Source organism: Pseudomonas sp. LAMO17WK12:I5 (genome assembly GCF_900215165.1).
In the GTDB taxonomy this organism is placed as follows: Bacteria; Pseudomonadota; Gammaproteobacteria; order Pseudomonadales; family Pseudomonadaceae; genus Aquipseudomonas; species Aquipseudomonas putida_A.
Genome location: NZ_OBDS01000015.1, coordinates 34,895 through 61,592 on the forward strand (window position 1 = coordinate 34,895; position 26,698 = coordinate 61,592).

22 protein-coding genes are annotated in these 26,698 nt (G+C 62.0%); 15 read left to right on the forward strand and 7 right to left on the reverse strand.

All coding sequences use genetic code 11. The features are described from left to right. Positions 1–13 precede the first annotated feature (13 nt). The 11 genes from CRO59_RS24345 (at position 14) to CRO59_RS24395 (ending at position 14,637) form a co-directional block, all read left to right on the forward strand. Positions 14–994 carry a MoxR family ATPase gene (locus CRO59_RS24345; RefSeq protein WP_097090089.1) on the forward strand — a complete coding sequence of 327 codons (981 nt, stop codon included), beginning with the start codon at positions 14–16 and terminating at the stop codon, positions 992–994. Next, positions 991–1,926: a DUF58 domain-containing protein gene (locus tag CRO59_RS24350; protein WP_097090088.1), complete on the forward strand. Its 936-nt coding sequence runs from the start codon at positions 991–993 to the stop codon at positions 1,924–1,926. Before CRO59_RS24345 ends, CRO59_RS24350 begins: the two co-directional genes overlap by 4 nt. Beyond that, a complete protein-coding gene (locus CRO59_RS24355) occupies positions 1,923–2,522 on the forward strand; it encodes a DUF4381 domain-containing protein (RefSeq protein WP_097090087.1) in 600 nt (199 codons plus the stop codon). The genes CRO59_RS24350 and CRO59_RS24355 overlap by 4 nt, the downstream gene beginning before the upstream one ends. After that, on the forward strand, positions 2,509–3,501 hold the full coding sequence (locus CRO59_RS24360; protein ID WP_097090086.1) for a VWA domain-containing protein: 993 nt from the start codon (positions 2,509–2,511) through the stop codon (positions 3,499–3,501). The genes CRO59_RS24355 and CRO59_RS24360 overlap by 14 nt, the downstream gene beginning before the upstream one ends. Position 3,502: 1 nt before the next feature. Beyond that, on the forward strand, positions 3,503–5,083 hold the full coding sequence (locus CRO59_RS24365) for a VWA domain-containing protein (protein ID WP_097090085.1): 1,581 nt from the start codon (positions 3,503–3,505) through the stop codon (positions 5,081–5,083). After that, the gene (locus CRO59_RS24370) at positions 5,080–6,513 is read left to right on the forward strand and encodes a BatD family protein (protein ID WP_097090084.1); all 1,434 of its coding nucleotides are present in this window, start codon (positions 5,080–5,082) and stop codon (positions 6,511–6,513) included. Before CRO59_RS24365 ends, CRO59_RS24370 begins: the two co-directional genes overlap by 4 nt. Further along, positions 6,510–7,532 carry an HAD family phosphatase gene (locus tag CRO59_RS24375; protein ID WP_097090083.1) on the forward strand — a complete coding sequence of 341 codons (1,023 nt, stop codon included), beginning with the start codon at positions 6,510–6,512 and terminating at the stop codon, positions 7,530–7,532. The genes CRO59_RS24370 and CRO59_RS24375 overlap by 4 nt, the downstream gene beginning before the upstream one ends. A gap of 71 nt (positions 7,533–7,603) precedes the next feature. Further along, positions 7,604–9,193 carry an arylsulfatase gene (locus CRO59_RS24380; protein WP_097090082.1) on the forward strand — a complete coding sequence of 530 codons (1,590 nt, stop codon included), beginning with the start codon at positions 7,604–7,606 and terminating at the stop codon, positions 9,191–9,193. A 209-nt stretch (positions 9,194–9,402) separates the two neighbouring features. Next, entirely contained in the window at positions 9,403–11,907 is a 2,505-nt protein-coding gene (locus tag CRO59_RS24385; RefSeq protein WP_097090081.1) for a fused MFS/spermidine synthase, read from the forward strand. 100 nt (positions 11,908–12,007) lie between these two features. Then, a complete protein-coding gene (locus CRO59_RS24390) occupies positions 12,008–13,636 on the forward strand; it encodes a J domain-containing protein (protein ID WP_097090080.1) in 1,629 nt (542 codons plus the stop codon). Further along, positions 13,633–14,637 (forward strand): DUF3829 domain-containing protein, encoded by a 1,005-nt coding sequence (locus CRO59_RS24395; RefSeq protein ID WP_256578487.1) that lies wholly within the window; start codon positions 13,633–13,635, stop codon positions 14,635–14,637. Before CRO59_RS24390 ends, CRO59_RS24395 begins: the two co-directional genes overlap by 4 nt. A gap of 48 nt (positions 14,638–14,685) precedes the next feature. Here CRO59_RS24395 and CRO59_RS24400 read toward each other — a convergent pair whose 3' ends face one another. Then, on the reverse strand, positions 14,686–15,357 hold the full coding sequence (locus CRO59_RS24400; protein WP_097090079.1) for a DUF3313 domain-containing protein: 672 nt from the start codon (positions 15,355–15,357) through the stop codon (positions 14,686–14,688). Positions 15,358–15,570: 213 nt separating this feature from the next. On the opposite strand from CRO59_RS24400, the gene CRO59_RS24405 reads away from it, so the two are divergent. Beyond that, positions 15,571–17,931 carry a tetratricopeptide repeat protein gene (locus CRO59_RS24405; RefSeq protein ID WP_097090078.1) on the forward strand — a complete coding sequence of 787 codons (2,361 nt, stop codon included), beginning with the start codon at positions 15,571–15,573 and terminating at the stop codon, positions 17,929–17,931. A gap of 132 nt (positions 17,932–18,063) precedes the next feature. On the opposite strand, the gene CRO59_RS24410 is transcribed toward CRO59_RS24405, so the two are convergent. The 3 genes from CRO59_RS24410 to CRO59_RS24420 all read right to left on the reverse strand — a co-directional run bounded on the left by CRO59_RS24410 (position 18,064) and on the right by CRO59_RS24420 (position 21,392). Beyond that, complete coding sequence (locus CRO59_RS24410; protein WP_096797325.1) at positions 18,064–19,038, reverse strand: hypothetical protein; 975 nt, start codon at positions 19,036–19,038, stop codon at positions 18,064–18,066. Between the two features lie 204 nt (positions 19,039–19,242). Beyond that, positions 19,243–19,722, reverse strand: coding sequence for a DUF934 domain-containing protein (locus CRO59_RS24415; RefSeq protein WP_096797324.1), 480 nt, complete (start codon positions 19,720–19,722; stop codon positions 19,243–19,245). Then, the gene (locus CRO59_RS24420) at positions 19,719–21,392 is read right to left on the reverse strand and encodes a nitrite/sulfite reductase (protein WP_097090077.1); all 1,674 of its coding nucleotides are present in this window, start codon (positions 21,390–21,392) and stop codon (positions 19,719–19,721) included. Before CRO59_RS24420 ends, CRO59_RS24415 begins: the two co-directional genes overlap by 4 nt. 348 nt (positions 21,393–21,740) lie before the next feature. On the opposite strand from CRO59_RS24420, the gene ccoN reads away from it, so the two are divergent. Then, on the forward strand, positions 21,741–23,168 hold the full coding sequence (gene ccoN / locus CRO59_RS24430) for a cytochrome-c oxidase, cbb3-type subunit I (protein ID WP_047294666.1): 1,428 nt from the start codon (positions 21,741–21,743) through the stop codon (positions 23,166–23,168). A gap of 18 nt (positions 23,169–23,186) precedes the next feature. Continuing rightward, entirely contained in the window at positions 23,187–23,405 is a 219-nt protein-coding gene (locus tag CRO59_RS24435) for a CcoQ/FixQ family Cbb3-type cytochrome c oxidase assembly chaperone (protein WP_096797626.1), read from the forward strand. Positions 23,406–23,537: 132 nt separating this feature from the next. On the opposite strand, the gene CRO59_RS24440 is transcribed toward CRO59_RS24435, so the two are convergent. Then, entirely contained in the window at positions 23,538–24,029 is a 492-nt protein-coding gene (locus CRO59_RS24440) for a hypothetical protein (RefSeq protein WP_096797627.1), read from the reverse strand. 205 nt (positions 24,030–24,234) lie between these two features. Here CRO59_RS24440 and CRO59_RS24445 point away from each other — a divergent pair, with 205 nt between their 5' ends. Next, positions 24,235–24,927, forward strand: coding sequence for an aspartate/glutamate racemase family protein (locus CRO59_RS24445; protein ID WP_097090076.1), 693 nt, complete (start codon positions 24,235–24,237; stop codon positions 24,925–24,927). Positions 24,928–24,947: 20 nt separating this feature from the next. Here CRO59_RS24445 and CRO59_RS24450 read toward each other — a convergent pair whose 3' ends face one another. Then, positions 24,948–25,457 (reverse strand): GNAT family N-acetyltransferase, encoded by a 510-nt coding sequence (locus CRO59_RS24450; protein WP_097090075.1) that lies wholly within the window; start codon positions 25,455–25,457, stop codon positions 24,948–24,950. A 191-nt stretch (positions 25,458–25,648) separates the two neighbouring features. Beyond that, positions 25,649–26,629, reverse strand: coding sequence for a LysR family transcriptional regulator (locus CRO59_RS24455; RefSeq protein WP_097090074.1), 981 nt, complete (start codon positions 26,627–26,629; stop codon positions 25,649–25,651). Positions 26,630–26,698: the final 69 nt, after the last annotated feature.

The window sequence follows — 26,698 nt, forward strand, 5'->3', positions numbered from 1 at the left end:
AAAGGACTGTCCCATGACCACACTCACCGACCTCAATGCCCTGCAAGCGAGCATCGCCGAAGCCGTACTCGGCCAGGATCAGGTCATTCGGCAGATCCTCCTTGGCCTGCTGGCCAACGGGCACTTGCTGCTGGAAAGCCTGCCGGGGCTGGCCAAGACGCGCACGGTCAAGGCGCTGGCCACGCATCTGGACGCGAAGATGAGCCGCATCCAGTTCACCCCGGACTTGCTGCCCTCGGACATCACCGGCGCCGAAGTGCTGCATCAGGTCGCCGGGCAAAACGAGATCCGCTTCCAGCCCGGTCCGCTGTTCGGCAATCTGATCCTCGCCGACGAGATCAACCGCGCCCCGGCCAAGGTCCAGGCGGCGCTGCTGGAAGCCATGGAGGAACGGCAGATTACCGTGGCCGGCACCAGCCATGTGCTGCCGGAGCTATTCATTGTGGTCGCCACGCAAAACCCGATCGAGCAGGAAGGCACTTATCCGTTGCCGGAAGCGCAGATGGACCGGTTCCTGATGAAGGTGCTGCTGGATTACCCCAGCGCCGACAATGAAAGCCAGGTGCTGCGCCTGTTGCGCGCCGAGGAGTTTGCCCAAGGCGCGAACTCCGCGCCGGGCAAAGGCTTCAGCCTGTCACAGGAAGTGATCTTCGCCGCGCGCAAGGAGGTCAGCGCGGTGCACGTATCACCGGCCATCGACCGCTACCTGATCGACCTGATCAATGCCACTCGCCACCCGGCCGATTACGATGAAGACCTCGGACGCTGGATCAGCATCGGTGCCAGTCCCCGGGGCGGCATCGGCCTGGATCGTTGCGCGCGGGCCGACGCGTGGTTGCAGGGCCAGGATTTCGTCTCGCCGGACAACGTGCGCGCCGTGGTGCATCCGGTGCTGCGTCACCGCCTGCAATTGAGCTACGACGCGGTCGCGGACGGCGTGACGGCCGATCAGGTGCTCGACCGTTTGCTGGATAAAGTGGCGATTCCGGCATGAACACGGAGGGCCTGGTCTACGTCTCTCTCGCGCAATTGATGGCGCTGGAGTTCAAGGCCCGTGACCTGAGTTTTCTGGCGCGTCAGCCTCAAGGCAGCATCCTTGCCGGCAATCATGCCTCGCGCCTGCGTGGCCGTGGTTTGAACTTCGATGAGTTGCGCCGCTATCAACCCGGCGATGATTTGCGCCATCTCGACTGGCGTGCCTCGCTGCGCACCGGCAAACCGGTGGTACGCACTTTTACTGAAGAGCGCGACCGCCCGGCGTTGATCGTGGTCGATCAGCGCATGTCGATGTTCTTCGGCTCGCAACACAGTTTCAAATCCGCCCTCGCCGCTGAACTGGCGGCACTGGCGGCGTGGATGGTGTTCAACGCCGGTGACCGGGTCGGCGGTCTGGTGTTCAACGATCAGCGCATCGACTGCATCGCGCCGTTGCGCAGTCGCAAACGGGTCGAAGCCCTGCTCAGCCGCGTGGCGCAACAGAATCAGGCGCTGAACGCGGCCAATCCCGACGCCGAAGACGAGGATCAGTTGGACAAGGCCTTGCAGCGTTGCCTGGCGTTGGCCGGTCACGACCATTTGATCTGCATCGTCAGCGACTTCGCCGGGGCGGGTGAACGCACCTTGCAATTGATGCGGCAACTGCGCGCGCACAACGACGTGATTGCCCTGCAAGTCTACGATCCACTGGCCTTGAAGCTGCCGAGCGATGGCCGGCTGCTGGTCACCCAAGGCCAATTGCAGGTGGAACTGGCTGTCGAGAAACGCAGCGTGCATCAGCCGTTGGGTGATTATCTCGGTGGCCGCCTTAAGGACGTCGCCACCCTGCTGCGCCGCAGTCAGGTGCCGCTGATGATGTTCAGCACCGCCGAAGAGGCCCACGCGCAATTGCGCGCCGAGCTTGGCAAGTCTGCCGGCCCACGGCGATGAACCCGAATATCCCCGACATCAGCCAGCTCAAGGAGCTGAGCCTGCCGGCGCCGGTGAGTTATGCGCCGCAGACCTGGGGCTGGTGGCTGTTGCTGACGCTGTTGGTTGTGCTGGCGTTGATGGTTGGCGTGCGGCGTTATGTGCAGTGGCGACAGGATCAGTATCGGCGCGAAGCGCTGGTGCGATTGACGCAGTTGCGTGAGCGCAGTGATGACCTTAATGCCCTGCGCGAGTTGCCCGAACTGCTCAAACGCGTGGCCCTTTCGATGCCAACCCAATCCCGGAATTGGAACGCAACCCCTGTGGGAGCGGGCTTGCTCGCGAAGGCGTCGGCACATCCAACATTGATGGCGCCTGACACAGCGCTTTCGCGAGCAAGCCCGCTCCCACAGAGTCCTGCGGCGCTGGGGGGAGATGAGTGGCAAGCCTTTCTGCAGCAGCACTGCAAAACCAGGCTACCCGACGACTTCAGCGATCAACTGGCCCTACTCGCTTACGCCCCCGACGCCACCTTGCGCGCCCTCCCCGCCGAACAGCGCCAGGCGCTGTTCGACACCTGCCAACATTGGGTGGAGCAGCACCATGTGGCAGCTTGATTACCCGTGGTTGTTGCTCCTGCTGCCGCTGCCGTGGCTGACCTTGCGTTATCTACCGGCGTATCAGGAGGCGCGCAGCGCCGTGCGCGTGCCGTTTTTCGGCGCCATGAGCCGCGCCGTCGGGGAAGCGCCGAGCCGGGTCGGCAATCGTCAGAACCCCTGGCAAATGCTGCTCAATCTTCTGGTGTGGACGTTGATCCTGCTCGCCGCCGCGCGCCCGGTGTTCGTCGAAAAGCCCATCGAACGCCAGCAACCGGTACGCGACCTGATGCTCGCCATCGACCTCTCGCAATCGATGGAGACTGAAGATTTCAGCAATGCCGATGGCCAGAAAATCAATCGCCTCGCCGCCGTCAAACAGGTGGTGCAAGGCTTCATCGCCAAGCGCAAGGATGACCGCATCGGTCTGATCGTGTTCGGCAGCGGCGCCTATCCGCAGGCACCCCTGACCCTCGACCACGCCAGCCTTGCGCTGTTGCTGGCCGACACTGGTATCGGCATGGCCGGGCCCAACACCGCCATCGGTGATGCCATCGGATTGAGCCTGAAGCTGCTCGACCAGGCGCACGAACAGCAAAAGGTGCTGATCCTGCTCACTGACGGCAACGACACCAGCAGCGCGATCACCCCCGACCACGCCGCGGAAATGGCCGCCAACAAAGGCGTGGTCATTCACACCATCGGCATCGGCGACCCGACGGCGTCCGGCGAGGCGCAGGTCAATCTGCGCGGGCTGCAACAGATCGCCCAAACCACTGGCGGGCAGTTCTTTTGCGCCGAAGATCGTACGGCACTGGATCAGGTCTACAGCACCCTCGATCGCCTCACGCCGCATCAAGTGAAAACCCTTAGCCATCAGCCGCAACGCGAGTTGTTTCATTGGCCGCTGGGCGCGGCGCTGACGCTGTTGGCGCTGTATCACCTCGGTGCCCTGCTGCGCCCGCGCCTGGCGCTGGCCCGCCAGCGGCAGGAGGCCTGAGATGGAGATCAATCTCAGCGACTTCCACTTTTTACGCCCGCTGTGGTTGCTGCTCGCGCTGTTCGCCGCGCTGCTGCCGCTGCTCTGGCGCCGCAGCCGCGACTTGCAACGGCGGCTGCGCAGCAACATCGCCGAACACTTGCTGCCGCACCTGCTGGTCACGCCAACGGATCAGCAGCGTCTGCGCCCGGTGCACTGGCTGTGCGCGGTGTTGGCACTCGGGGCGCTCGCCGCCGCCGGGCCGACCTGGGAGCAGGATCGCCCGGACTTTCTGCAGAATCGCGCGCCGCTGATCGTCGCCGTGGATCTGTCGCCATCGATGGACGCCAGCGACGTGCCACCGACGCGCCTGCAAGCGGCCAAGCACAAACTCCACGACCTGATTCAGCGTCGCGCCGGCGCCCGCACCGCACTGATCGCCTATGCCGGCAGCGCGCATCTGGTGTTGCCGCCGACCGACGATCCGGCGCTGCTCGACACCTTCATTCAGGCGCTGGGCACAGGTCTCATCGACAAACCGGGCAAGGACGTTAGCGCCGTCATCGAGCAGGCCAAACGCCTGCTCAGCGCCGAGCAAACCCCGGGCAGCCTGCTGTTGATCACCGACGGCGCTGACGTTGCACAGCTCGATGGTCTCGGCAAACAACTCGACGACAGCCAATTGCAGGTACTGGTACTGGCGGTGGGCAACGCGGATGGCGGCGTGATTCAGGGCGCCAATGGCCAGCCGGCAGTCGACAGCAACGGGCGTCCGCTGCTCGGCCATTTCGATCCGGCGGCACTCAAGCAATTGGCCGCCGCCCTTGACGCGCCGCTGGGCAGCCTCACCCTCGACGACGATGATCTGGACTGGATTGAGCTGCACGCGCAACAACATTTCCAGAGTGCCAGCGCCGAACAACAGCAATTGCACTGGAAAGACGCCGGTTACTGGCTGTGCTGGCCTCTTCTATTGTTGGCGCTGCTCGGTGTGCGCAAGGGCTGGAGCATCAACTGGGTACCGGCGCTGCTGTTGGCCACAAGCCTTGGCTGGCCTGCTGCACCCGCCCAGGCCAGCGCACTGACCGACGCGTTCTTCACCCGCGATCAGCAAGGGCGCTGGGCCGCCGAGCATGAGCATTGGCCGCAAGCGGCGGCGCTGTTTGTCGATCCGTACTGGAAAGGCGTGGCGGCCTATCACGCAGCAGATTACGACCTCGCACTGGCGACCTTCGCCCGGCTGGACACGGCGCAAGCGTGGTTCTACCTGGGCAACATTTACGTGCGGCGCTTCAAGTTCGATCAGGCGATCGCCGCCTATACCCAAGCCTTGCAACGGCAACCGCAGTTCCCTGAAGCCACGGCCAATCTGGCGCTGGCGCAGGCGTTGCTCAAGGACACCGACAGCGCCGAAAAGAACGCCCCCGAGACCAAACCGGACGAAGTGAAATTCGACAAGGCGCCGGGCAAGGGCCAGAGCAAAAAGGTCGAGACCGAGCAGGCGACGTCCGATGCGTTGTGGCTGCAGAACCTGAGCACCTCGCCGGCGAAGTTTCTCAAGCAGAAATTCAGTTTGCAGGATCAGTCGGGGGCCAGGCCATGAACCGGGTTGGCTTCATCGCTGGCAAGCCAGCTCCCACAAGGTTTTGCGCTGTTAACTCGATTGGCGAAAACACAGACACCCCCTGTGGGAGCTGGCTTGCCAGCGATGAGGCCAGATCTGCCAGCAAAAAAATCTGCACCTTGCTCATGACCGGCTTGCTCAGCCTGAATGCCTCTGCCGCCGAACCCCAACTGAAAATCCAGGCGCACCTGCAACCCGCCGAAGGCGCGATGGTCGGCGGACTGCTCGAGCTGCAAGTCGACGTGCTCACCGACACCTGGTTCACCAGCGCCGCCACCCTGCCCGAGCTGAAACTCGACGGCGCCCTGGTCACGCCGCCGGACGGCCAGGCCCAACACCTGAATCAGACCATCGACGGGCAATCCTTCAGCGGCTTGCGCTACAGCTACCTGATCACCCCGAATGTCGCCCGCCGCTTCGATATTCCGCCGTTGACGGTCAGTGCGACACCCGGTCAGGCCAGCACAGCAATCAGCGCCCAAAGCCAACCGTTGCACTTCAGCACCACCCAGCCACCCGGCTTCAAACCCGGAGAAACGCCGTTGGTGGCCAGCGATGTGCGCCTGAGCCAAAGCTTGATCAACTCGGCAACCCCGTTGAAAACCGGTGACAGCATCACCCGGCAACTGATCCTGCAAGCCGATGGCGCACTGGCGATGGCTCTCCCGGTTCCGTCATTGGCTGACGTGGCCGGCCTGAGTCGTTATCTGCAGACCCCGCAAGTCACCCGCCTGGATGACGGTCGCGGCAACGTGCTCGGTGGTCGGCGCATCGACGCCGTCACCTACCGCATCGACAAGGCTGGCGCCTACACCCTGCCGGCCATCGCAGTGAAATGGTGGGATGTCAAAACGCAGCAGAGCCGAACGGCGCAGGTGCCCGCCATATCCTTTGAGGCCACAGCCAATAGCGCCTATAAACCGGTGTTTTCGATCACCGAGGATCTCCAGCAACTCGGCCGCAACAACCCGCATTTTTCCATGCGCTGGCTGCTGTGGCTGGCGCTACTCGCCGTGTGCATTGGCGTCGGTTATTGGCTGCGTCCGGCGCTGATGCGCGCCCGGCGCCAATGGCAGGCACGCAAGCACGCGCGTCGACTGGCCTGGGAGCAATCGGCGGACTTCGCCTGGCAGCAGATCAACCCGCAGCTGCAGGCGCAACCGGCGCAACTGAGCGCGTTGTACCTGTGGCTGCGGCGCAGTCGCTTGGGGCTGCAGCTGACGAATGCCGGCCCGCGACTGCAAGGCCTGTTGCGCGGGCTTTATGGACGTGATCCACAGACTGCACAAACACTCGCTCAACTGCATGAATCGTTGACTACGCTTCACAGTCAGGCCGCCCAACAGCAGCGCAAACCGGCTCCGGCCCTGCGCCCGCTCAACCCCGTTCATGAAAGGGATTTCCCATGACCCATCCACCGCAGCAGCGTCAACGTTTCAGCCTTGCGCTGGTGTTTGCGCTGGCATTGCCACTGCTGGCCCAGGCCAGCGAGCCACTGCCGTCATGGAACGACGGCCCGGCCAAAAAACACATCATCGAGTTTGTGCAAGCCGTCACCGATCAGTCCGGCAAAGATTTCGTCAAACCCGCCGATCGCATTGCCGTGTTCGACAACGACGGCACCCTGTGGAGCGAGCAGCCGATGTATTTCGAGTTGCTGTTCGCCCTCGACGAAGTCAAGCGCAATGCGCCGCAGCACCCGGAATGGCAAACCACCCAGCCATTCAAAGCCGTGCTGGAAAACGATCATCAGGCCCTGGCCGCCGCCGGCATGGACGGGATTATCAAGATCTTCGGCGCCACCCACACCGGCATGACCACCGAGGCTTTCGACGATTACGCCAAGACCTGGCTGAGCCAGGCTCGACATCCGAAAACCGGCAAGCCCTACACCGAGATGATCTTCCAGCCGATGCTGGAAATGCTCGACTACCTGCGCAGCCAGGACTTCAAGACCTACATCGTTTCCGGCGGCGACACCGGCTTCATGCGCGCCTTCGCCGAGAAGGTTTACGGCATCCCGCCGGAACAGGTGATCGGCACCACGTTCGTCACCGCGTTCCAGTTCAAGGACGGCCAGGCCTCGATCCTGCGCACCCGGAAACTGGCACACAACGACGACGGCCCGGGCAAACCGGAGAGCATTGATGCAGTGATCGGCAAACGGCCGATCCTCGCGTTCGGCAATTCCGACGGCGACCTGCAGATGCTGCAGTGGACCGCCGCCGGCCCCGGCAAACGCTTCATGGGGCTGGTGCACCACACCGACGCCAGACGCGAGTGGGCCTACGACCGAAAATCCGATATCGGGCGACTCGACAAAGCCCTCGACGAAGCGAATTCCCGTGGCTGGACCGTGGTGGACATGACGACCGAATGGCGCCGGATCTACCCGTTCGATCCACCGGCAACCGGGCAGGTGCAATAAGAAAAAGCGTGATGCAGGACTGCAAGAAACGTAAGTCGCAACAACGACCCCCGCGATAAGGAGCAAGTCAGATGACTCGCATACGCAAGTGGCTACCGAAACTCGCCCTGGTGGCAACCTCGGTGATGGCGCTGTCGGCAACGGCCACAGCGGCTGAGAAACCCAACATTCTCGTCATCTTTGGTGATGACATCGGCCAGACCAACATCAGCGCCTACTCCATGGGCGTGGTGGGCTACAAGACCCCGAACATCGACCGGATTGCCAAAGAAGGCATGATGTTCACCGACTATTACGCGGAGAACAGCTGCACCGCCGGACGATCCTCGTTCATCACCGGCCAGACGCCGCTGCGTACCGGCCTGTCGAAAGTCGGTGCGCCGGGAGCGACGGTGGGCCTGCAAAAGCGCGATATCACCATCGCTCAGGCGCTCAAGTCTCAGGGATACGCCACCGGTCAGTTCGGTAAGAACCACCTTGGGGACAAAGATGAATACCTGCCGACCAACCATGGTTTCGACGAGTTCTTCGGCAACCTCTATCACCTGAACGCCGAAGAGGAACCCGAACGCCCCTACTGGCCCAAGGATGACCCGGACTTTGTCAAAGCCAACTCGCCACGGGGCGTAATCCACAGTTTCGCCGACGGCAAGATCGAGGACACCGGCGCGCTGACCACCAAGCGCATGGAAACCATCGACGACGAAACCACCGCTGCCGCGCAAGCGTTCATCGAGAAACAGGCCAAGGCCGACAAGCCGTTCTTCGTCTGGATGAACACCACGCGCATGCACCTGTTCACCCACGTGCGTGACTCGATGAAGGGCCAGAGCGGCATGCCCGGCAACGAATACGCCGACGGCATGCTGGAACACGACGGTGATGTCGGCAAATTGCTCAAGACGCTCGACGACCTGAAAATCGCCGACAACACGATCGTGGTCTACACCACCGACAACGGCCCGAACCAGTTCTCCTGGCCGGACGCGGCGACCACGCCGTTCCGTAACGAGAAGAACTCCAACTGGGAAGGCGCCTACCGTGTACCGGCGATGATTCGCTGGCCGGGCAAGATCAAACCGGGGGAAGTGTCCAACGAGATGTTCTCGGGCCTGGACTGGTTCCCGACTTTGCTCGCTGCTGCCGGTGACGCCGAGGTGAAAGACAAGCTGCTCAAGGGCTGGGCGCCGACCTCCGGAGGCAACAACTTCAAAGTGCATCTGGACGGTTACAACCAGTTGCCCTATCTGACCGGCCAGCAACCCAACGGTGAGCGTAAGGAGTTCTACTACTTCAACGACGACGGCATGCTGGTTTCAATGCGCTTTGGCAACTGGAAGGCCGTTTTCGCCGAGCAGCGAGCGCCGGGTGGTTTTGCGGTGTGGAGCAATCCGTTCACGCCCTTGCGCGTGCCCAAGATCTTCAACCTGAGAATGGACCCGTACGAGCGGGCCGACGTGGTTTCCGATCAATACTACGACTGGTCGACCAAGAACGTTTATCTGGTCGCCGTTGCGACAACCAAGGCAGCACGCTTCCTGCAGACCTTCATCGAGTACCCGCCAAGCCAGAAACCGGCGAGCTTCAGCATCGACCAGATTCGTGCTGCGGTTGACGCGAAGATTGAAGAGAAAATGAAAGCGGCTCCGGCTGCACAGTAAGACCGTTGAACTGCCGCCCGCCCTCAGGGGCGGGCGGCCCTGTTTTCACCTGAGACCGCGCCGGCCCCAATCGCTGGCAAGCCAGCTCCCACAGGTATTTCTGTCGACCACAACATGAGTGTTCACTGAAAATCCCTGTGGGAGCTGGCTTGCCAGCGATGAGGCCCGCACCGTCACAGATATTGTGTGATTTGAACAAGGCCCCCCGCATGCCCTCACGTATCGCCAGCAAGCCGTCGGCCATACCCACCACGCAAGCCGCCACCCCGGCGCTGCTGATCCCCGCCCTGCTGTTGTGCATCTCTGGCGCCGCCGCGCTGGTGTATCAGGTGCTGTGGATCAAGCAGTTGTCGCTGGTGGTCGGCGTCGAGGTCTACGCCATCACCACCGGCATCAGCGCGTTTTTTGCCGGGCTGGCCATCGGCGGCTGGCTGTTCGGGCGCTGGGCTGATCGCCTGCAGCAACCAGTGTTGCTCTACGCCGGGCTGGAAGTGCTGGTGGCGATTCTTGGTGTTGGCACCACGGTTGCGATGAGCCTGGCGGCCAGCCCGTTTGCCTGGTTGCAAAGCCATGTCGGCCTGCTGGCCTGGCTGTTGCCCTTCGCGCTGGTGGGGATTCCGGCGGTGTTGATGGGCGGCACGCTCCCGGTATTGGTGCGCTCGCTGGCCGCGGATCCGGGCAGGGCCGGCGGTCAGCTGTATGCGGCCAACACCCTCGGCGCGATTGTCGGCACCCTGCTCGCCGCGTTCGTGCTGATCGCCACCCTCGGCGTGCGCGGCAGTTCGCTGTTTGCCGCAATGCTCAATCTGCTGGCCGCAGCCGCTGCGCTGTGGTTGCAACGTCAGCAGCCGACGCCGGTGGCGGCTGCGGTCAAACATCACACCGAGAAAGCCGCGGACCGCACGGCGCTGTGGCTGTACGCCATCGCCGGCGGCGTGGCGCTGGGGTATGAAGTGGTCTGGTCGCAGTCGATCGTGCAGTTCATGAGCACCCGCACCTACGCTTTTGCCGTGGTGCTCGCGACGTATCTCACCGGGCTGTTCATCGGCAGCGCTCTGCTCGCCCGCCGCGTCGAGCGCATTCGCGATCCGTGGGGCTTGTTCGGACTGTTGATTGCCGGTGCCGGGCTCGTCGCCTTGCTGGAAATCGCCCTGCTCGGACGCTGGCTGGTGTTGGCCCAGAGTCAGGCCGAGAGCTGGCTGCTGGCCTTGGGCGCCAGCGAACTGGCCGGTATGAGCGCACGTTTCGCCGTGGCGGCGCTGAGCATCGTGTTCGTGCCGACGCTGTTGCTCGGCGCGGCGTTTCCGCTGGCCCTGCGCTTGAGTGTGGGGCGTGAACGCGTCGGTCGCGATGTCGGGGCCGTGGTTGCGTTCAACACCCTGGGCGGGATTGTCGGGGTGATGTTCTGCGGTTTTCTGCTGATCCCGCTGCTGGGGCTGGTGCGCACGCTGGGCTTGCTGGCGATCATCGCGGCCGGCATCGGCTACGTGGCCGTCCGCAAGGGTCATCACGTCAAAAAAGGCCGGCGTCAGGCCGTGGTCGCGCTGGGGCTGCTGTCGGTCGTGCTCGCCGTGCTGACGCCAGTGGACAAACTCGCCAGTCTGCTGCCCGGTGCGCGTAACGGCACGCTGGCGTTCTACGAGGAAGGCCGTGGCGGCACCGTGGCGGTGGTCGCTCAGGGCCGTGGTGAGAACAGCTTCCACCGCCTGTACATTCAAGGCGTGTCCAACACCGGCGACGCCATGCCGTCGCTGCGCTACATGCGCATCCAGGCGCTGCTGCCACTGCTGATCCATAACGGCGAGCCGCGCTCGACGCTGGTGATCGGCTTCGGCACCGGGATCACCGCCGGCGCCCTGCTGCGCTATCCGGGCCTGGAACAGCGGGTGGTCGCCGAACTGCTGCCATCGGTGGTCAAGGCCGCGCCTCTGTTCAAGGGCAACTTCAACGCTGCCAACGATCCCGGCGTCGAGGTGCGCCTGCGCGATGGTCGTCAGGAACTGTTGCGCAGCCCGCAGACCTACGACCTGATCACCCTCGAACCGCCACCGCCATCGGCGGCCGGTGTGGTCAATCTGTACTCGCGGGATTTCTATCAACTAGCGGCCAGTCGCCTGGAGCAACAAGGCATCGTCGCGCAGTGGCTGCCGCTGCCGACCCAGAACATCGACGATTCGCGCGCACTGGTACGCAGCTTCCTCGACGTGTTCCCGTATGCCTCGCTGTGGACCAGTGAGTTCCACGAGATGCTGCTGGTCGGTTCGCTGCAGCCGATGCAACTGGACGCGGCGAAAATCACCGAGCGCTTCCAGCAGGCCAGCGTACGCAGCACCTTGCAGGATGTCGGGATTGGCTCGGCACCAGCGTTGCTCGCGACCTGGGTCACCGACCGCGCAGGCCTTGAACGCTTTGCGGTAAACGCGCCGGCGGTGACTGACGATCAGCCCCGAATCGAATACGCGCCGTGGGTGCGCAGCAAGGAAATCACCCGGGTGCTGCCGGCGCTGCTGGATCTGTATGTGCCGCCGCCACTGGTGAATGCCGATACCGGGTTCACTGAGCGAATGGAGACCCACCGCCAGCGTCTGCTGCAGTTCTACCGCGCGAGCCTGCATGCGTACAACGGCGACCGCGATGCCTGGGGGCGGGACATGAGCGAAGTGATGCAGAGCGACGGTGGCAATCCTTACTTCCGCTGGTTCGTCGGCAAATGAGCAACGGCTGAGGACTTTTCGACGCGAAACAGGTAGGGTGCGCAAAATCAAATTGCCATCACTGGATCGCGTCGCAGGTTTTCATGGAGTTGTATACGCAATGAGTTGCTGGACCGTCCTGGGCCTGACGCCCGACGCCGATACGCGCAGTATCAAACGCCAATACGCTGCCCTTCTCAAAAAGACCCGTCCGGACGACGACGCCGAAGGTTTTCAGCGCCTGCGTGACGCGTATGAGCAGGCCCTCAACTACAAAGAATGGGCACAGTTTAACGACGACCAGCAGGATGACGACGGCAACTGGGACCTTACCGGTCTGACGGTGGTAGAAGTCGACGCGCTGCAGCAGGTGACGCGTTCGCTGGCGGGCATCAGCCTCGACGAACTGGTCCAGCGTCATTCGATGGCCGTTCAACAGGGTTGCGCGCATATCCTCGAAGACACTGTCCTGCAGCACTGCATCGAGCATCCCGATACATCGGAATCTCTGGTGGACTGGGCGATTCCCACATTTCACTGGTTCAGTGCCTGGCAGCGCCTTGAACTGGACGAGGAATCGATCACGCTTCTGCTCGCTCAGCAGCGCGAGCGTATCGCTCGCCCCCTGCGTGACGCCCTTGAACTAGAGGACGACGAAGATTTTCTGCAGGCGTACAAGTCTTGCACGCAGTACCTATGGCTCGAAGCAGAAGTGCACCGGCAATGGCTCAACCTGCTCCTCAGTCAATTGCTGCTGGATAGCCGTTACTGGTCCTCAAACCTTTTCGAACAGGTATGCGCCGGCCAGGGCTGGCACCCAGGCCCAACCAACCGTTGCCCCGAGAATGAATGGACGCGCCTGCTCGCCCGTCATGAAGCGCCGATTTTTCTCGCGCGGCAGCGCCAGCTTGCCGAGGCACCGCTCGCCACGCCTGAACACCGCGCCGCGCGCATGCTCCTGGGCAACGGCCCCTTCAATCAACGTCGCGCTCTGGCCCGACGCCTGCGCGAAGAAGACTGGGCGCAGTGCCGTAAGTTGAGCTCGGCGCTGTACGCCAATAACCCACAGGTCTGGGCGGAGATGCCCGGTGGCACCGCGTTCTTCTGGCGCGACTGGGAATTGAGTTTCAACGATTGGCCGACATACGTGGGTGTCGTGCTGGCTTGTCTGATCGGCTCTTTTACCCACTTCATCCCGCAGGGCCTGCGCGTCAGCGGGCTGATCAACATTGTCATGATCACGACGGTCGTATTTGCCGTGATCGCAGCCGGGCTCAATTGGCTGGTGCATGACCTGGCCCATCGCTGGTGGTTACTGGATGACCGGCTCAGTGCACGCCTTCGCCTGGGCTTGCGCTCCGACTCGCCGCCGTTCGGAGTTCTGCGCGACCTCATTCCCTGTGCGCTGATGGCAGCCGGACTCAGTTGGCTTTTCGGTCCGATCGCTGGCGTTGTATACACCGCAACCCTCGCAGTTTTCGGGCTGGTACGGCGGCGCCAGGTCAAACCGCAGGTCTCCTGGGAGCAGAGCAGCCCAATTCTGAAAATCTGTCTGACGAGTCTGGGGATAGTGGTTCTGGTCGTTGTGCTGGGTGTCATCAACGTGATCGCCAGCCAAGGCACGGTCAACCGTAATCAGGGGTTGCAACCCTGGACTGAACGTTCGTGCAGCCGTATGCCGGCGACCACCACCGAATGCAACGCACCGGCCACCGTTGAGCAGTGGTACGGCAAGGAGGCGCGACCGTGAAAAACGCGAACTTGTTGTTCCCCATTGGTCTGGTGATCGCCGTTGTCGTGATGGGATTGATGGGGGCCAGTCGGCCCTTCTCACAACTCGACCTCTGGCTGGACGGACGCGATGCGCCGATCACCGCCCAGGCCAATGCCCTGAGCCCGCTCATCAGCTGCGTCAACCGGGTCGACGTGCAATGGCGAGTGGCTTACGACCGTTACAAGAATCCCCAGCCGCCTCAGCCTCACAACCAGCAATGGATGCTTGGCCTCAAGGATTTCGACGACAGCGATGCGTTGAATGTGCGTGACATACAGCGCGACGTCTGCTCTCAAGGCCTCGCCGAAAAACTTCAATTACTGGCCTACCAGCCCGAATTGGCGCGAAAGGCAACTGAATACGCCCGCTCGCTGAATACACTCGCGACGGTGATTCCGGTCGGCCGGATTTACAGGGAAGCCAGCTTTTCGACCGGGTCGCAAAACCCGGCGGCCATCATTGTCGAATCTGCATTCATCGAGTCCGCTGCGAGCGGTTACATCAAGGCGTCAACGGCCCTGAGAGAAGCCTTGCTGCCACTGGACGCCGCGCAACGCCCCGAACAGCTGAAACGGATGGAAGCGCGTCTGGGCAAGGATATCCATTGGTATTTACTGGCATACATGATCCAGGCCCGAGAAACTATCGACTTGCTCGATGAAGGCATGAGAAACCGCACACTGACGCCACAATTGCTGGCCGACACCACGGCAAAGCTGCAGCAGGCATGGGATCGTCGGGCACCCTTCCTCGTCTCGCAAAACAACGCGTTCAGGACGAAGACGGACGCGGCGCGGGATCTGTGGTTCCACATCGGCGAGCCAGCGACCCGCTATCTGGCGGCGTTGAACACACTGCACAAGGACTGGCAGGACCACGCACCACCGCAGCAACTGAGCGACGACTTCCACGCAGTCAACCGGAGTTACGACGGTCTGCTCAGTCATTACAACCGCCAGGCCCGAGCCGAGTTCTGAAGAAACACGCACGGGATCGTTCGCCCTGAACGATCCCGCTGGCGGATCTTACTTCGACTTGAGCTTGAGATAGGACTGATGCATGTCCGCCGCCCAGCCATCGATCACCGCTTTGACGTCATCGGCTTTCATTACCTGAGTGTCGTTTGCCAATGGTTTGCCAGTGCCCTTGCGCACAACCTGGGCCACAACCTTATTGCTGCCGCCGTCGAGAAACACCGCTTCGGTGGCGAGTGTGGTTTCCTGATCGCGGATACCGCTGGCCGTGCTGACCGCTGCCGCAACCAGCGCAACCGGGATGATTTCATACGGTTTGAGGCCTTCGGTCTGGCTGCTCACGGCAGTAATCGCCGCACGTACCACGATTACACCGGGGCCAGGGCCGTTGGCCAATGGCAAGGACTTGCTGATTTCGCGCTTTAGCGCTTGATCGTAGTAGCTGGTGATGCCGTTGAGGGTCTGTTGCGGAATCTTCACCGTCGCTTGCGGCTTGGGATAGAGCTGGGTCGGCTCGACGTAGACGCTGGTAAACCGGTTGATGTCGAGCTTCGGATCGACCCAACGCATTACCTCGGCACCGGACGGTGATCTGGCTTCCCGGAGCTGGCTGTAGTCCTTGAGAAATCCGGAGTACTGGTCAGGCTCGACAACCTTACTCGAACACCCCGCCACTCCAAGCGTGGCGATGCAGAGGGTGCTCATCATCAGTGCAAGCTTCATGCTGTAACTCCTGTCAGAAAGCCGAAGAAATTGCTTGGGGGAGTTACAGTTATAGCCAATGCCCGCGTATTTGCCCTGCAAACATTGAAGATTCACACGTGGTTGCGCAGTTGATCACAACCGCCATTTGACAGACAGCGACTCATCCGGCAAAGCTGCATCGAGCTTGAACGCACGCCAGCAGGCCAATGCACCTGGACCACGGAAGTCGTAATGCCCAAGCATAAAAATAAAGTCGTACTGCCTGATCCTGATTCATCCCGACAGCCCCTTTCACGTTACCTGTTCCCCCTCACCATCGGCGTGCTGCTGGCCGCAGTGGCGGGAATTGGCTGGTTTCTGTTCAGCCCCGCGCCCGCGCCGTACACGGCCCCGCCGATCAGCGCGGCGGCGCCTGTCGTCGCCAGACCGCAACCTGTGGCGCAGAAGCCCGCGACCATGGTCGATGAGCAACAATGCCAGGGCTGTCACACCGAGCAGGTCAAGGACTGGCAAGGCTCGCATCACCAATTGGCGATGCAGGCCGCGAATGGCGAAACCATGCTTGGCGACTTCAACAACGTCACCTTCAAGGCCGAAAACGAGACCACCCGTTTCTCACGCAAGGGTGACGAGTTCTGGGTCAATACGCCGGGCATCGATGGCAAGAACGCCGATTTCAAGGTCGCCTACACCTTCGGCATCGCCCCGTTGCAGCAATACCTGATCAACGTCGGCGAAGGCCGTTTACAGGCGCTCGGCGTGGCGTGGGATACCGAGAAACACCGCTGGTTTCACCTTTACCCCGGCCAGGGCGTGAACTTCAAGAATCCGCTGCACTGGAGCAAGCCGAGCCAGAACGCCAACTTCATGTGCGTCGAGTGCCACACCACCGGCTTCAAGCGCAATTTCGATGCGGCCAGCAACACGTTCAACAGCCAATGGAACAGCCTCGGTGTCGGCTGTCAGGCCTGCCACGGTCCGGCCTCCAATCACCTGCAATGGGCGCAGAAAAAAGACGACCTGATCCACAAGGGTTTCGTCGTCGACCTGAAGGACAAGAACGCCAGCGTCGAGATCGAAACCTGTGCCCGCTGCCATGCGCGCCGGGCGCCGCTGGGCGATGGCTACACCGTCGGCAAGCGCTTGATGGACGACTACCTGCCGAGCACCCTCACCCGCGAACTGTATGCGCTGGACGGCAAGATCAAGGATGAGGTGTTCGAACACGGCTCGTTCCTGCAAAGCAAGATGTTCGACAAGGGTGTGCGCTGCAGTAACTGCCACAATCCGCACAGCACTGAACTCAAGGCGCCGGGCAACGCCGTGTGCCTGCAATGCCACAACACGGCGGGCAAGACTTCGGTCGCTGGCGTCGACGGCAAGGGCCTGCAAGCGAAGAACTACGATTCCATCGAACACACCCGCCACACCCTGGGCCAGCCCGGCTCGCAGTGCGTGGATTGCCACATGCCCGGCAAGTTCTACATGGGCAACGACTTCCGCCATGACCATAGCTTCAGCATCCCCAACCCGGAACGCGCGCAAAAACTCGGTACGCCCGATGCGTGTCTCAGCTGCCATCAGGGCAAGGCCGGTGACAAGATCACCGCGCAGTTCAAGCTGTGGAATGCCTCCGCATCGACACCGCAGGCACCGCGCTATGACGAGAGCCTGTGGCTGATCCGCAACGGCCAGCCGGGTGCGGCGGACGCTTTGCATGAGCAATTGCAGCGCAGCGATCTGCCGGCAATTCAGCGTGCGACGTTACTCGCCGAACTGCCGCTGTACCCAAGCGATCAATCGCTGAAACTGGCGACCCGGGATCTGCAGAATCCGGCGCCGCAGGTGCGCGAAAGCGCAGTGCGGGCGATCAGTGCCTTCCTGCCACCCATCGAGCACGCATCGTTGTTGACGCCACTGCTCGGCGATCCGGTGAAAGCCGTGCGCATCGTCGCGGCGCGGGATCTGCTCAGCGTCGCGCGCAACAGCGGCCTCGGCGCCGCGCAGGACAATTGGGACGCGGCGATTGCCGAGTATGAGGCGGTGCAGAACAGTCTCGCGGAACGGGCCGAGGCCAACCTGAACTTGGCGATGTTGTATCAGGCCAGTGGCCGCGCATCCGAAGTCGAAGGGTTGCTGCGCACGGCACTCAAACGCGATCCGGATTTCTACCCGGCACTGGTGACGCTGGTGCAATGGCTGGAGGCCAATGGCCGAGGTCAGGAAGCGCAGAGCCTGCTGGACGACAGCCTCAAGGCGCACCCGGAGGCTGCGTTGTTGCAGCACACCCGTGGCCTGTCCTTGATCCGCGCCGGCAAGACTGCCGAAGCCATGACCGCGCTGCACAAAGCCGCGCAACTGGAGCCGCAGAACGCGCAATACGGTTACGTGCTGGCGGTGGCGTTGCACGACAGCGGCAAGGTGAGCGAGGCGTGTGATGAGCTGGAGCGTTTGCTCAAGGTGCAACCGGCGAACCGCAATGCACGGCTGTCGCTGATTCAGTACTACCTGGAGAACAGCCAGGAGCCGAAGGCGCAGGTGCTGTTGCAGGGCTGGAAGAAGATGAACATGGGGGATCCGGCGCTGAAGTGAGCGCTGATCCCTTGTGGGAGCGGGCTTGCTCGCGAATGCATTCTCTCAGCCAACATCAAGGGTGACTGATGTACCGCATTCGCGAGCAAGCCCGCTCCCACAGGGTCAGTGATTGGTCTCAAACACTGAGTGTTACCAGGACGACGTCGCCCCACTCTTCAACGCCATCTCCCGGCGGCTGTTGGCGCGCATCGCCTTGATCAGCGATACCGAGCCCACCAGCAGGATCGCCGCGCCGAACAGGAAGTCGATGTTGTACAGCTGGAAGTCCTGCACCGGCCCCACCAGCAGCACCCGCACCACGGCAATCGTCACCAACGTGGCGAGGAAATCGATCCCCGGCTCGTCGCGATAGAACACGTGCAACAGCGGCAGGCACAGCACCAGCAGCAACAACAGCACCACGACCTTGAACGAGCCTTTGCGCTCGACGCTGAACGCGCATTCGTGCGGGCCGTAAGCCTTGTAATCCTCGTCGCGGATCATCGAGTTCTTCTCGTTGATGTACTCGACGCGGTTGTATTTCTGAATCGGCGTGAAGGTGTTGGACATCTCCATCAGCGTGGTGATGTTCTTGAAGCGCAGGTCGATGCGCTCGCTGCCCTTGAGGTAATACAGCACCGGTTTGTAGCCGTAGCGATAGGTGTCGAAGGGGAATTCGGTGACCTGGCCCTGGACGCCGATCGGCCGCGGCTCAAGCTCGGCGTAGGCGCTTTTGGTCGGTGACGCGAGGTTGCGGCTCAGCGGCTGAACCTTGACCTGTTCGAGGAAGATCGGCGTCACGCCGTACGACCACTGCAACGGTTCCAGGCGCAGACGCAGTTCGTTGCGGCCCAGGTCGTAACGGTTGAAGGTGCGTTCGGAGACCACCAGCGAGCCACTGAGCATGAACTCGCCGCGCAGGTTGTTGGTGACGCGCAAGGTCAGTTGATCCTTGCCCAACAGCGCCGCTTCGGTGGACGGCGGCGCGCCGCACCACGCGGTGCTTTCACCGGCGCCGCCCAACTGGCCGTCGCGGTTTTCCTTGAACACATAGAAGTAACTGGCCCACAGCGTCAGCATCAATAGCAACGCGGTGAGGCCCAAAATTTTTTTGCCCGCACTCACTACCCAGACTCCCTTCTTCGTTCCGTCGTCCAGCCGAAAACCCGCTGGCGACGGGGACTCTACCAAAAGGCCAGCATCGACCCAAGGAAAAATCCGGGAATGGTGCGGGATGTAAGGGTTTCCCCGGTGTAGAAGGGGCCGCTAGACAATTGTGGTGAGGGGATTTATCCCCTCACCACAAAGTATCTATCAAGCAATGGATATTCAGCGTCTGCGGAACAACGGCCGTGGCTCGATCACCGAGCGGCCGTACAGCACGCTCATGCCGGCCAGTCCCTTCAGCGCATCCTCAGCCGATTTGTCCTCGCGCACCGCGAAGCTGTCGAACCCGCACTGGCGCATATGGCTGAGCTGATCACGCAGCACATCGCCAATCGCCCGCAACTCGCCAGCCCAGCCAAACCGGCTGCGCAGCAGGTACGCCTGGCTGTAGGCGCGACCGTCGCGAAAGCTCGGGAAATCCAGGGCAATCAGCGGCAGCGAGGCCAGCCACGGCACCACGCTTTCGACTTCGTCGTCCGGCCCCAGCCACACCGCGTGGGTCGAGGGCGATTGCAGCCAGTGCGCCAGCGGCAGGATCAGCAACCCTTGCGGCCTGCCCTGCTCCGGCTCGCGAACCAGCGTCCATGGGTCGTCCTCGATCAGGCGTGCGACACCTTGCTCCAGACGCAGCAGATTGTTCATGCCGACGCCTCCAGCACTTTCGGGTAGACGCGTTCCTTGAAAGGCTCCAGGCCAATGCGCGCCACGGTGTCGACAAACAACTCCTCGCTTTCGCGGTAACGCACAAACGTACCGATGATCCGTTCGATCACCTGTGGCACTTCGGTCGCGCTGAACGACGGGCCGATGACCTTGCCCAGTGCACTGTGCTTGCCCTGCGCGCCGCCGAGGGTGATCTGATACCACTCGCTGCCGTTCTTATCCACGCCGAGGATGCCGATATTGCCGATGTGGTGGTGGCCGCAGGCGTTCATGCAGCCGGAGATGTTCAGGCTGATGTCGCCCAGGTCGTGCAGGTAGTCGAGGTTGTCGAAACGCGCCTGAATCGCCTGGGCAATCGGGATCGACTTGGCGTTGGCCAGCGCGCAGAAATCGCCGCCCGGGCAGGCGATGATGTCGGTCAGCAGGCCGACGTTGGCGCTGCCCAGATTGTGCTCACAGGCCAGTTGCCAGAGCTCATACAGGTCAGACTTTTTTACGTCGGGCAGGACGATATTTTGCTCATGGGCAATGCGAATCTCGCCAAAACCGAATTGCTCCGACCAGTCGGCCACCGCGAGCATCTGCTGGCCGGTGACATCACCCGGTGGTGCACTCAGACCCGGTTTGGTCGACAGCACTACGCTGGTGTAACCCGCTTTTTTGTGCGGCTGCACGTTGCGCGCGACCCAGCGGGCGAACGCCGGGCTTTCAGCCAGGCGCGTGCCGAAGTCCAGATCGGTGTCGGCCAGGGTGTGATAGATCGGCGGCACGAATGCCCGGGCGACCCGCTCATACTCGGCCTCGGTCAACTGCGCAGGGCCGTCCTTGAGGTGCTGCCACTCCTCTTCGACTTCCTTGGCGAACGCTTCGATGCCCAGCGCCTTGACCAGAATCTTGATCCGCGCCTTGTACTTGTTGTCGCGCCGGCCATGCCGGTTGTAGACCCGCAGTACCGCCTCGACATAGGACAGCAGATGCTGCCACGGCAAGCCTTCGCGGATCTGCAGACCAAGGATCGGCGTGCGCCCCAACCCGCCGCCGACGATCACCCGCAGCAACATCTGCCCGTCGCGCCCCGGATAAAGATACAGGCCGATGTCATGCATCATGATCGCCGCGCGATCCTGCTTCGCCGAGCAGATGGCGATCTTGAATTTGCGTGGCAGGAAGAGGAATTCCGGGTTGATCGTCGACCACTGCCGCAAGATCTCGGCCAACGGGCGCGGGTCGATCATTTCGTCCGCCGCGACCCCGGCAAAGGCTTCGGTGGTGATGTTGCGCACGCAGTTGCCGGAGGTCTGGATCGCATGCATGTTGACCTGCGCCAGGCGTTCAAGGATGTCCGGCACCTGCGCCAGTTCGATCCAGTTGAATTGCAGGTTCTGCCGCGTGGTGAAGTGGCCGTAGCCGCGATCATAGTCGGCGGCAATGCTCGCCAGCGTGCGCATCTGCTCGGCACTCAGGGTGCCGTAAGGAATCGCCACCCGCAGCATGTACGCGTGCTTCTGCAGGTAGAGGCCGTTTTGCAGGCGCAGCGGCAGGAACTCTTCCTCGCTCAACTCTCCGGCCATGAAGCGCTCGACCTGATCGCGAAACTGCGCAACGCGCTCGAACACCAGTGCGCGGTCGTAATCATCGTATTGATACATGCAGCGGCTACCCCATCAGAATTGTGCGCAATTCCTGTAGGAGTGAGCCTGCTCGCGATTGCGGTGTGTCAGGCAACTGCTTTGTTGACTGACACACCGCAATCGCGAGCAGGCTCACTCCTACAGATTTTGCCAGCACTATGCAGGTGCAGCGCAGCACGCAACAGATTCAGCTGAAACGATAAAAACCATATCAGGGCGCGGCAGAACGCCGCAGGCAGCAGTTAAATCTGATCCGTACAAATGAAAGATTCCTGAGCCTGTTTTGTTTCCGGTGCTGTTCCTACAGTGCAGCTCGTGCCAGACCGGGTGGCCTGGCAAGACTTTGCAACCGTGGAAGAACTGACCATGAGCACAGCAACAATCGGACAGGCTTATAACTACAAGGTCGTCCGCCAATTCGTTATCGCGACGGTTTTCTGGGGTGTCGTCGGCATGGCGATGGGGGTCTGGATCGCCTCGCAACTGGTATGGCCGGACATGAACCTCGACCTGCCCTGGACCACCTTCGGCCGCTTGCGGCCACTGCACACCAGCCTGGTGATTTTCGGTTTCGCCGGCAGCGCGCAATTCGCCGCCAGTTACTACGCGGTGCAGCGCACCTGCCAGGTGCGGTTGTATTCGGACAAGCTCGCGGCCTTCACTTTCTGGGGCTGGCAATCGGTGATCGTGATCATGCTGATCACCCTGCCGCTGGGCTACACCACCACCAAGGAATACGCCGAAATCGAATTCTCCGGCGCGGTGTGGATGGCGGTGGTCTGGGTCGCGTACGCCATCGTGTTTTTCACCACCGTGGTGCAGCGCAAGACCAAACACATCTATGTCGGCAACTGGTTCTTCGGCGCGTTCATTCTGGTGATCGCCATGCTGCACGTGGTCAATCACCTGTCGATCCCGGTGGACTGGTTCAAATCCTATCCGGTGTATTCCGGGGCGACCGACGCCATGGTGCAGTGGTGGTACGGCCATAACGCGGTGGGTTTCTTCCTGACCACGGGCTTTCTCGGAATGATGTATTACTTCGTGCCGAAACAGGTGAATCGCCCGGTCTATTCGTATCGGTTGTCGATCGTGCATTTCTGGGCGCTGATCACCCTGTACATCTGGGCCGGCCCGCACCACTTGCACTACACCGCGCTGCCGGACTGGGCGCAGTCGCTGGGCATGGCGATGTCGCTGATCCTGCTGGCGCCGAGTTGGGGCGGGATGATCAACGGCATGATGACCTTGTCCGGTGCTTGGCATAAGTTGCGCACCGACCCGATTTTGCGCTTCCTGGTGCTGTCGCTGGCGTTCTACGGCATGTCGACCTTCGAAGGCCCGATGATGGCGATCAAAACGGTCAACGCCCTGTCCCACTACACCGACTGGACCATCGGCCACGTTCACGCCGGGGCCTTGGGCTGGGTGGCGATGATCACCTTCGGCGCGACGTATCACATGGTGCCGAAAGTCTTTGGCCGCGAGCAGATGTACAGCACGCCGCTGATCAACCTGCACTTCTGGCTGGCGACCATCGGCACCGTGTTGTACATCGCGTCGATGTGGGTCAACGGCATCACTCAGGGCCTGATGTGGCGGGCGATCAACGAGGACGGCACGCTGACCTATTCGTTTGTCGAGGCGCTGCAGGCCAGTCATCCGGGGTTCATCGTGCGCTTTGCCGGCGGGGTGTTCTTCCTCAGCGGCATGCTGCTGATGGCCTACAACGTCTGGCGCACGGTGCGGGTCGCCGACGTGGCGCTGGCACGCAGCCAGGCGCAGATCGCCTGAGGCAGGGAGCCGCAGAGGATGGATATTTTCTTGAATGTGCTGGGGGTGGTGTTTCTGTGGCTGGCGGTGGAGTACTGCCTGCGCCATCAGACTTCAGAGAGCCTCGACGATGCGAGCATGGTGCCGTTTGCTGATGATCCGGAGGTGGCACGGCGGGTTGAGTTGGCCACCGGTAAAACCGTGAAAGCCGTGGCGCCGGAAGAGGCGAAACCGGGCTGGATCAACCTCGATATGTAGGATCACCCTCAATCCCCTGTGGGAGCGGGCTTGCTCGAGAAAGCGGTCTATCAATCGCCATCAATGTCGAATGGGCTGCCGCCTTCGCGAGCAAGCCCGCTCCCACAATGGGAAATGGGTGAAGCCCTGATATCAGCTGCGATCGCGCGGGATCAGGCTCTGCAACTGCTGTGCGAGAAAATCCGCATCAAACACAAAGGTGTCGGGATCCTTCAGGCCATTGGTCTTGCGCCATTGCCACTCGCCGTTCGGCAGCCCGACCAGCGAAATGCTGCCATAGCGCGCCGCCGTCAGGCCCATCACCGCCAGGGAGATCTGCCCGGCGCTGCCCATCACGTCTGGCACGAATTCCACCGGTTTGCCGGCAATCACGATGCTCAGTTTCTCGGTCTTGAAGGTCGAGGTTTCCACCGGCGTGCTCGGCCCGAATGCGACGTAAGCCTCGCGGCTCACCTCCAGCAGGTTCGGTGCCTGCACCGGTTCCAGCCATTGCTGGATCTGGCCGAACAGCTCGGTGATGCGGCTGGCCCACGCCTGTGACTGCGTTTCGAACAGTTGCTTCTTGTGCGCTTCACTCTCGGCATAGTGACGAAGCATTTCGCCCAGTTGTTGTACGTCGTTCATCGGTACGTTCCTCGGGGAGAGCCTGCGATAGTCGATAGTGACAGATCAAGGCGCCGGCGTACGTTAAACCTCGATCGCCGGCACCGGGACACTTGGCAACAGGATCAACGGTACAGTTGCTTTGTACTGGCATCCGTCATTGAACCGATGGACACTCGGCCAGAGCCCGACTTTTCCAATACGGGCCATTGTTCGAGGAATTTCAATGCGCACCATCGGCCTGATCGGCGGCATGAGCTGGGAATCCAGCGCGGAATATTATCGTCTCATCAATCAACAGGTTCGTGACCGGCTCGGCTCGCTGCGCTCGGCGCCAATCCTGATGTACAGCGTCGACTTCGGCCCGGTCGAACAGGCCCAGCACGCCGGGCGCTGGGACGACGCAGCGGCGATTCTGGTGGATGCCGCGCGCAGGCTTGAGGCCGGCGGCGCCGAATGCGTGGTGCTGTGTACCAACACCATGCACAAGGTCGCGGCGCAGATTCAGGCAGCGATCAGCATTCCGTTCCTGCACATCGCCGAACCGGCGGCGCAGGCAGCATTGGCGATTGATGCACGCACAGTCGGCCTGCTCGGCACGGCGTTCACCATGGAGCAGGACTTTCTCAAGCAGCGCCTGATTGCGCAGGGTCTGACGGTACTGGTGCCGGACGACGCCGAGCGCAAGGACGTGCACCGGATCATCTACGACGAATTGTGCGTCGGGGTGATCAGTGACGAATCACGCAAAATCTATCAACGGGTGATCGAAGCGCTGACCGCGCGCGGCGCCCAGGCGATCATCCTCGGCTGCACGGAAATCGGCCTGCTGGTCAAACCCGAACACAGCGCCCTGCCCCTGCTCGACACCACCGAGCTGCATGCGCAGTCGGCGGTGGCGTTCGCGCTGGGCAACTGACTCCCACAGGATTTTTTGGCTTATCGACGACGCAGACGGGCCATGCTCAGGGTGTCGACCCATTGCCCGTCGCGCACGGCGTAGTCACGAAACAGGCCTTCGTTCTCGAAGCCGAACTTGCGGTAGAGACCGATGGCCGCCTGGTTGTCGGCGTACACCGAGAGTTCGACCCGGTGCAGGTTCATCCAGTTGTCGGCGACGTCCAGCGCCGCCGCCAGCAGTTTCGACCCGACACCTTTGCCCTGCCAGGCCACGGCGACCGCCATGCCGACACTGCCGGCGTGGGCGCGGCGGATCCGCGAATAGTTTTCCAGCCCCAGATTGCCAATGACCACACCCTCATGCAGCGCCACCAGTTGCACCACCCGTTCGTTATCTGGCGCAAGGCGTTTGCGCCAAACCTCAGTGGGCTGAAACGGCATCTGCAGCACCTGCCGGGTCACGGCCGGATCGTTGTACAGCGCGGTGATGCCCTCAAGGTGCGACTCATTGAAGCGTTCGATTTTGATGGTGGGAGCGTGGTCGGGCATGGCGGATCCTTCCTGGATCGATGGGTGGCCGCTTACTCTAAACCGTTGAGCCTCTGGCTGGCGAATAGCAAAATGTGGGAGCGGGCTTGCTCGCGAAAGCGGTGTGTCAGGCAACACAGATGTTGAATTTCAGACCGCTTTCGCGAGCAAGCCCGCTCCCACAGGGGATTTGGGGTGCCGGGAAGATCGGCTCAGGTCTGGAACCATTCCTGGCGTTCGTTGAAGGTGTGCTGGATCAGCTCGACCAGGGCTTGCACTTCGGCGACGTCCCGGGATTCAGCATTCACCGCCAGCCACGCCTGTAGCTGCATCGGCTCATCAAACAACCCCGGCAACGCCACCAGCCCCCGGTCGAAACGACTCATGTACGCCGGCAATAAACCAATGCAAGCGCTGCAACGGATCATTTCCAGCATCAGTTCATAAGACTGCATCTGCACCACGCCCGCCAGACGTTGTTCGACCAGTTCATTCCACGGCCGGAAGCTGTCGATCTGCCGGTCGTGCTGCCATTGCACCAGCATGAAATCGCTGAGGTCGTCGGCACTCGCCGGGCGCGCGGTGACCCGGGAATAGCGTTTGGCGATGTGCGGCAGGTAATCCAGACGCGCCAGGGCCTGCGGCTGACTGGTGGTGAAAGTCGGGCCGGGGCTGGGGGTTTCGCCGTGGGCCAGCCACAGCACCACGTCGGCACTGACCGCGCGCAACGCCAGTTCGCTGTCCAGCGCGATGATCTCCAGGCGCACGCTGGCATTGCGCCGCAGCAACGCGATCAGGTCGCGACCGAGGATGTCATGCAGGATCGATTCGGCCACCGCCAAACGCACCAGTGGCTGCTCGACCACCGGCAGTTTGCGTTCGTGGGCCAGCGCCACCAGTTGCGCCTGCAACTGCTGACCTTCACGGGTCAGGCTCAGGGCGCTGCCCTGAAAGCTGAACAGCGAGTGCTGCAGCTCCTGCTCGAGCTGCGCCAGTTGTTTGCGCAGCAGAGTCGAACGCACGTTGAGACTGCGCGCCGCCTGCATGAAGCAACCGCAGCGGGCACTGACCAGAAAATATTGCGCGACCTCGGCATCGATGGTCGCGGCTTGCGCCAGCCATGGTTCGCGCTCGCCCTGTGCCCAGCGATAGTCGGGGCTACCCTGTCGTCCTGCGGGTTCGGTGAATGACATCGATGACTCCCTGTCGATCTTTGTTGGTCTTGAGTGCACCACAATCCACTGTGGGAGCGAGCCTGCTCG

What these genes read in the sequence shown, in the direction of transcription:
- CRO59_RS24345 (WP_097090089.1), top strand. Translation starts at nt 14, where the DNA reads ATGACCACACTCACCGACCTCAATGCCCTGCAAGCGAGCATCGCCGAA.
- CRO59_RS24350 (WP_097090088.1), top strand. Translation starts at nt 991, where the DNA reads ATGAACACGGAGGGCCTGGTCTACGTCTCTCTCGCGCAATTGATGGCG.
- CRO59_RS24355 (WP_097090087.1), top strand. Translation starts at nt 1,923, where the DNA reads ATGAACCCGAATATCCCCGACATCAGCCAGCTCAAGGAGCTGAGCCTG.
- CRO59_RS24360 (WP_097090086.1), top strand. Translation starts at nt 2,509, where the DNA reads ATGTGGCAGCTTGATTACCCGTGGTTGTTGCTCCTGCTGCCGCTGCCG.
- CRO59_RS24365 (WP_097090085.1), top strand. Translation starts at nt 3,503, where the DNA reads ATGGAGATCAATCTCAGCGACTTCCACTTTTTACGCCCGCTGTGGTTG.
- CRO59_RS24370 (WP_097090084.1), top strand. Translation starts at nt 5,080, where the DNA reads ATGAACCGGGTTGGCTTCATCGCTGGCAAGCCAGCTCCCACAAGGTTT.
- CRO59_RS24375 (WP_097090083.1), top strand. Translation starts at nt 6,510, where the DNA reads ATGACCCATCCACCGCAGCAGCGTCAACGTTTCAGCCTTGCGCTGGTG.
- CRO59_RS24380 (WP_097090082.1), top strand. Translation starts at nt 7,604, where the DNA reads ATGACTCGCATACGCAAGTGGCTACCGAAACTCGCCCTGGTGGCAACC.
- CRO59_RS24385 (WP_097090081.1), top strand. Translation starts at nt 9,403, where the DNA reads ATGCCCTCACGTATCGCCAGCAAGCCGTCGGCCATACCCACCACGCAA.
- CRO59_RS24390 (WP_097090080.1), top strand. Translation starts at nt 12,008, where the DNA reads ATGAGTTGCTGGACCGTCCTGGGCCTGACGCCCGACGCCGATACGCGC.
- CRO59_RS24400 (WP_097090079.1), bottom strand. Translation starts at nt 15,357, where the DNA reads ATGAAGCTTGCACTGATGATGAGCACCCTCTGCATCGCCACGCTTGGA.
- CRO59_RS24405 (WP_097090078.1), top strand. Translation starts at nt 15,571, where the DNA reads ATGCCCAAGCATAAAAATAAAGTCGTACTGCCTGATCCTGATTCATCC.
- CRO59_RS24415 (WP_096797324.1), bottom strand. Translation starts at nt 19,722, where the DNA reads ATGAACAATCTGCTGCGTCTGGAGCAAGGTGTCGCACGCCTGATCGAG.
- CRO59_RS24420 (WP_097090077.1), bottom strand. Translation starts at nt 21,392, where the DNA reads ATGTATCAATACGATGATTACGACCGCGCACTGGTGTTCGAGCGCGTT.
- ccoN (WP_047294666.1), top strand. Translation starts at nt 21,741, where the DNA reads ATGAGCACAGCAACAATCGGACAGGCTTATAACTACAAGGTCGTCCGC.
- CRO59_RS24435 (WP_096797626.1), top strand. Translation starts at nt 23,187, where the DNA reads ATGGATATTTTCTTGAATGTGCTGGGGGTGGTGTTTCTGTGGCTGGCG.
- CRO59_RS24440 (WP_096797627.1), bottom strand. Translation starts at nt 24,029, where the DNA reads ATGAACGACGTACAACAACTGGGCGAAATGCTTCGTCACTATGCCGAG.
- CRO59_RS24445 (WP_097090076.1), top strand. Translation starts at nt 24,235, where the DNA reads ATGCGCACCATCGGCCTGATCGGCGGCATGAGCTGGGAATCCAGCGCG.
- CRO59_RS24450 (WP_097090075.1), bottom strand. Translation starts at nt 25,457, where the DNA reads ATGCCCGACCACGCTCCCACCATCAAAATCGAACGCTTCAATGAGTCG.
- CRO59_RS24455 (WP_097090074.1), bottom strand. Translation starts at nt 26,629, where the DNA reads ATGTCATTCACCGAACCCGCAGGACGACAGGGTAGCCCCGACTATCGC.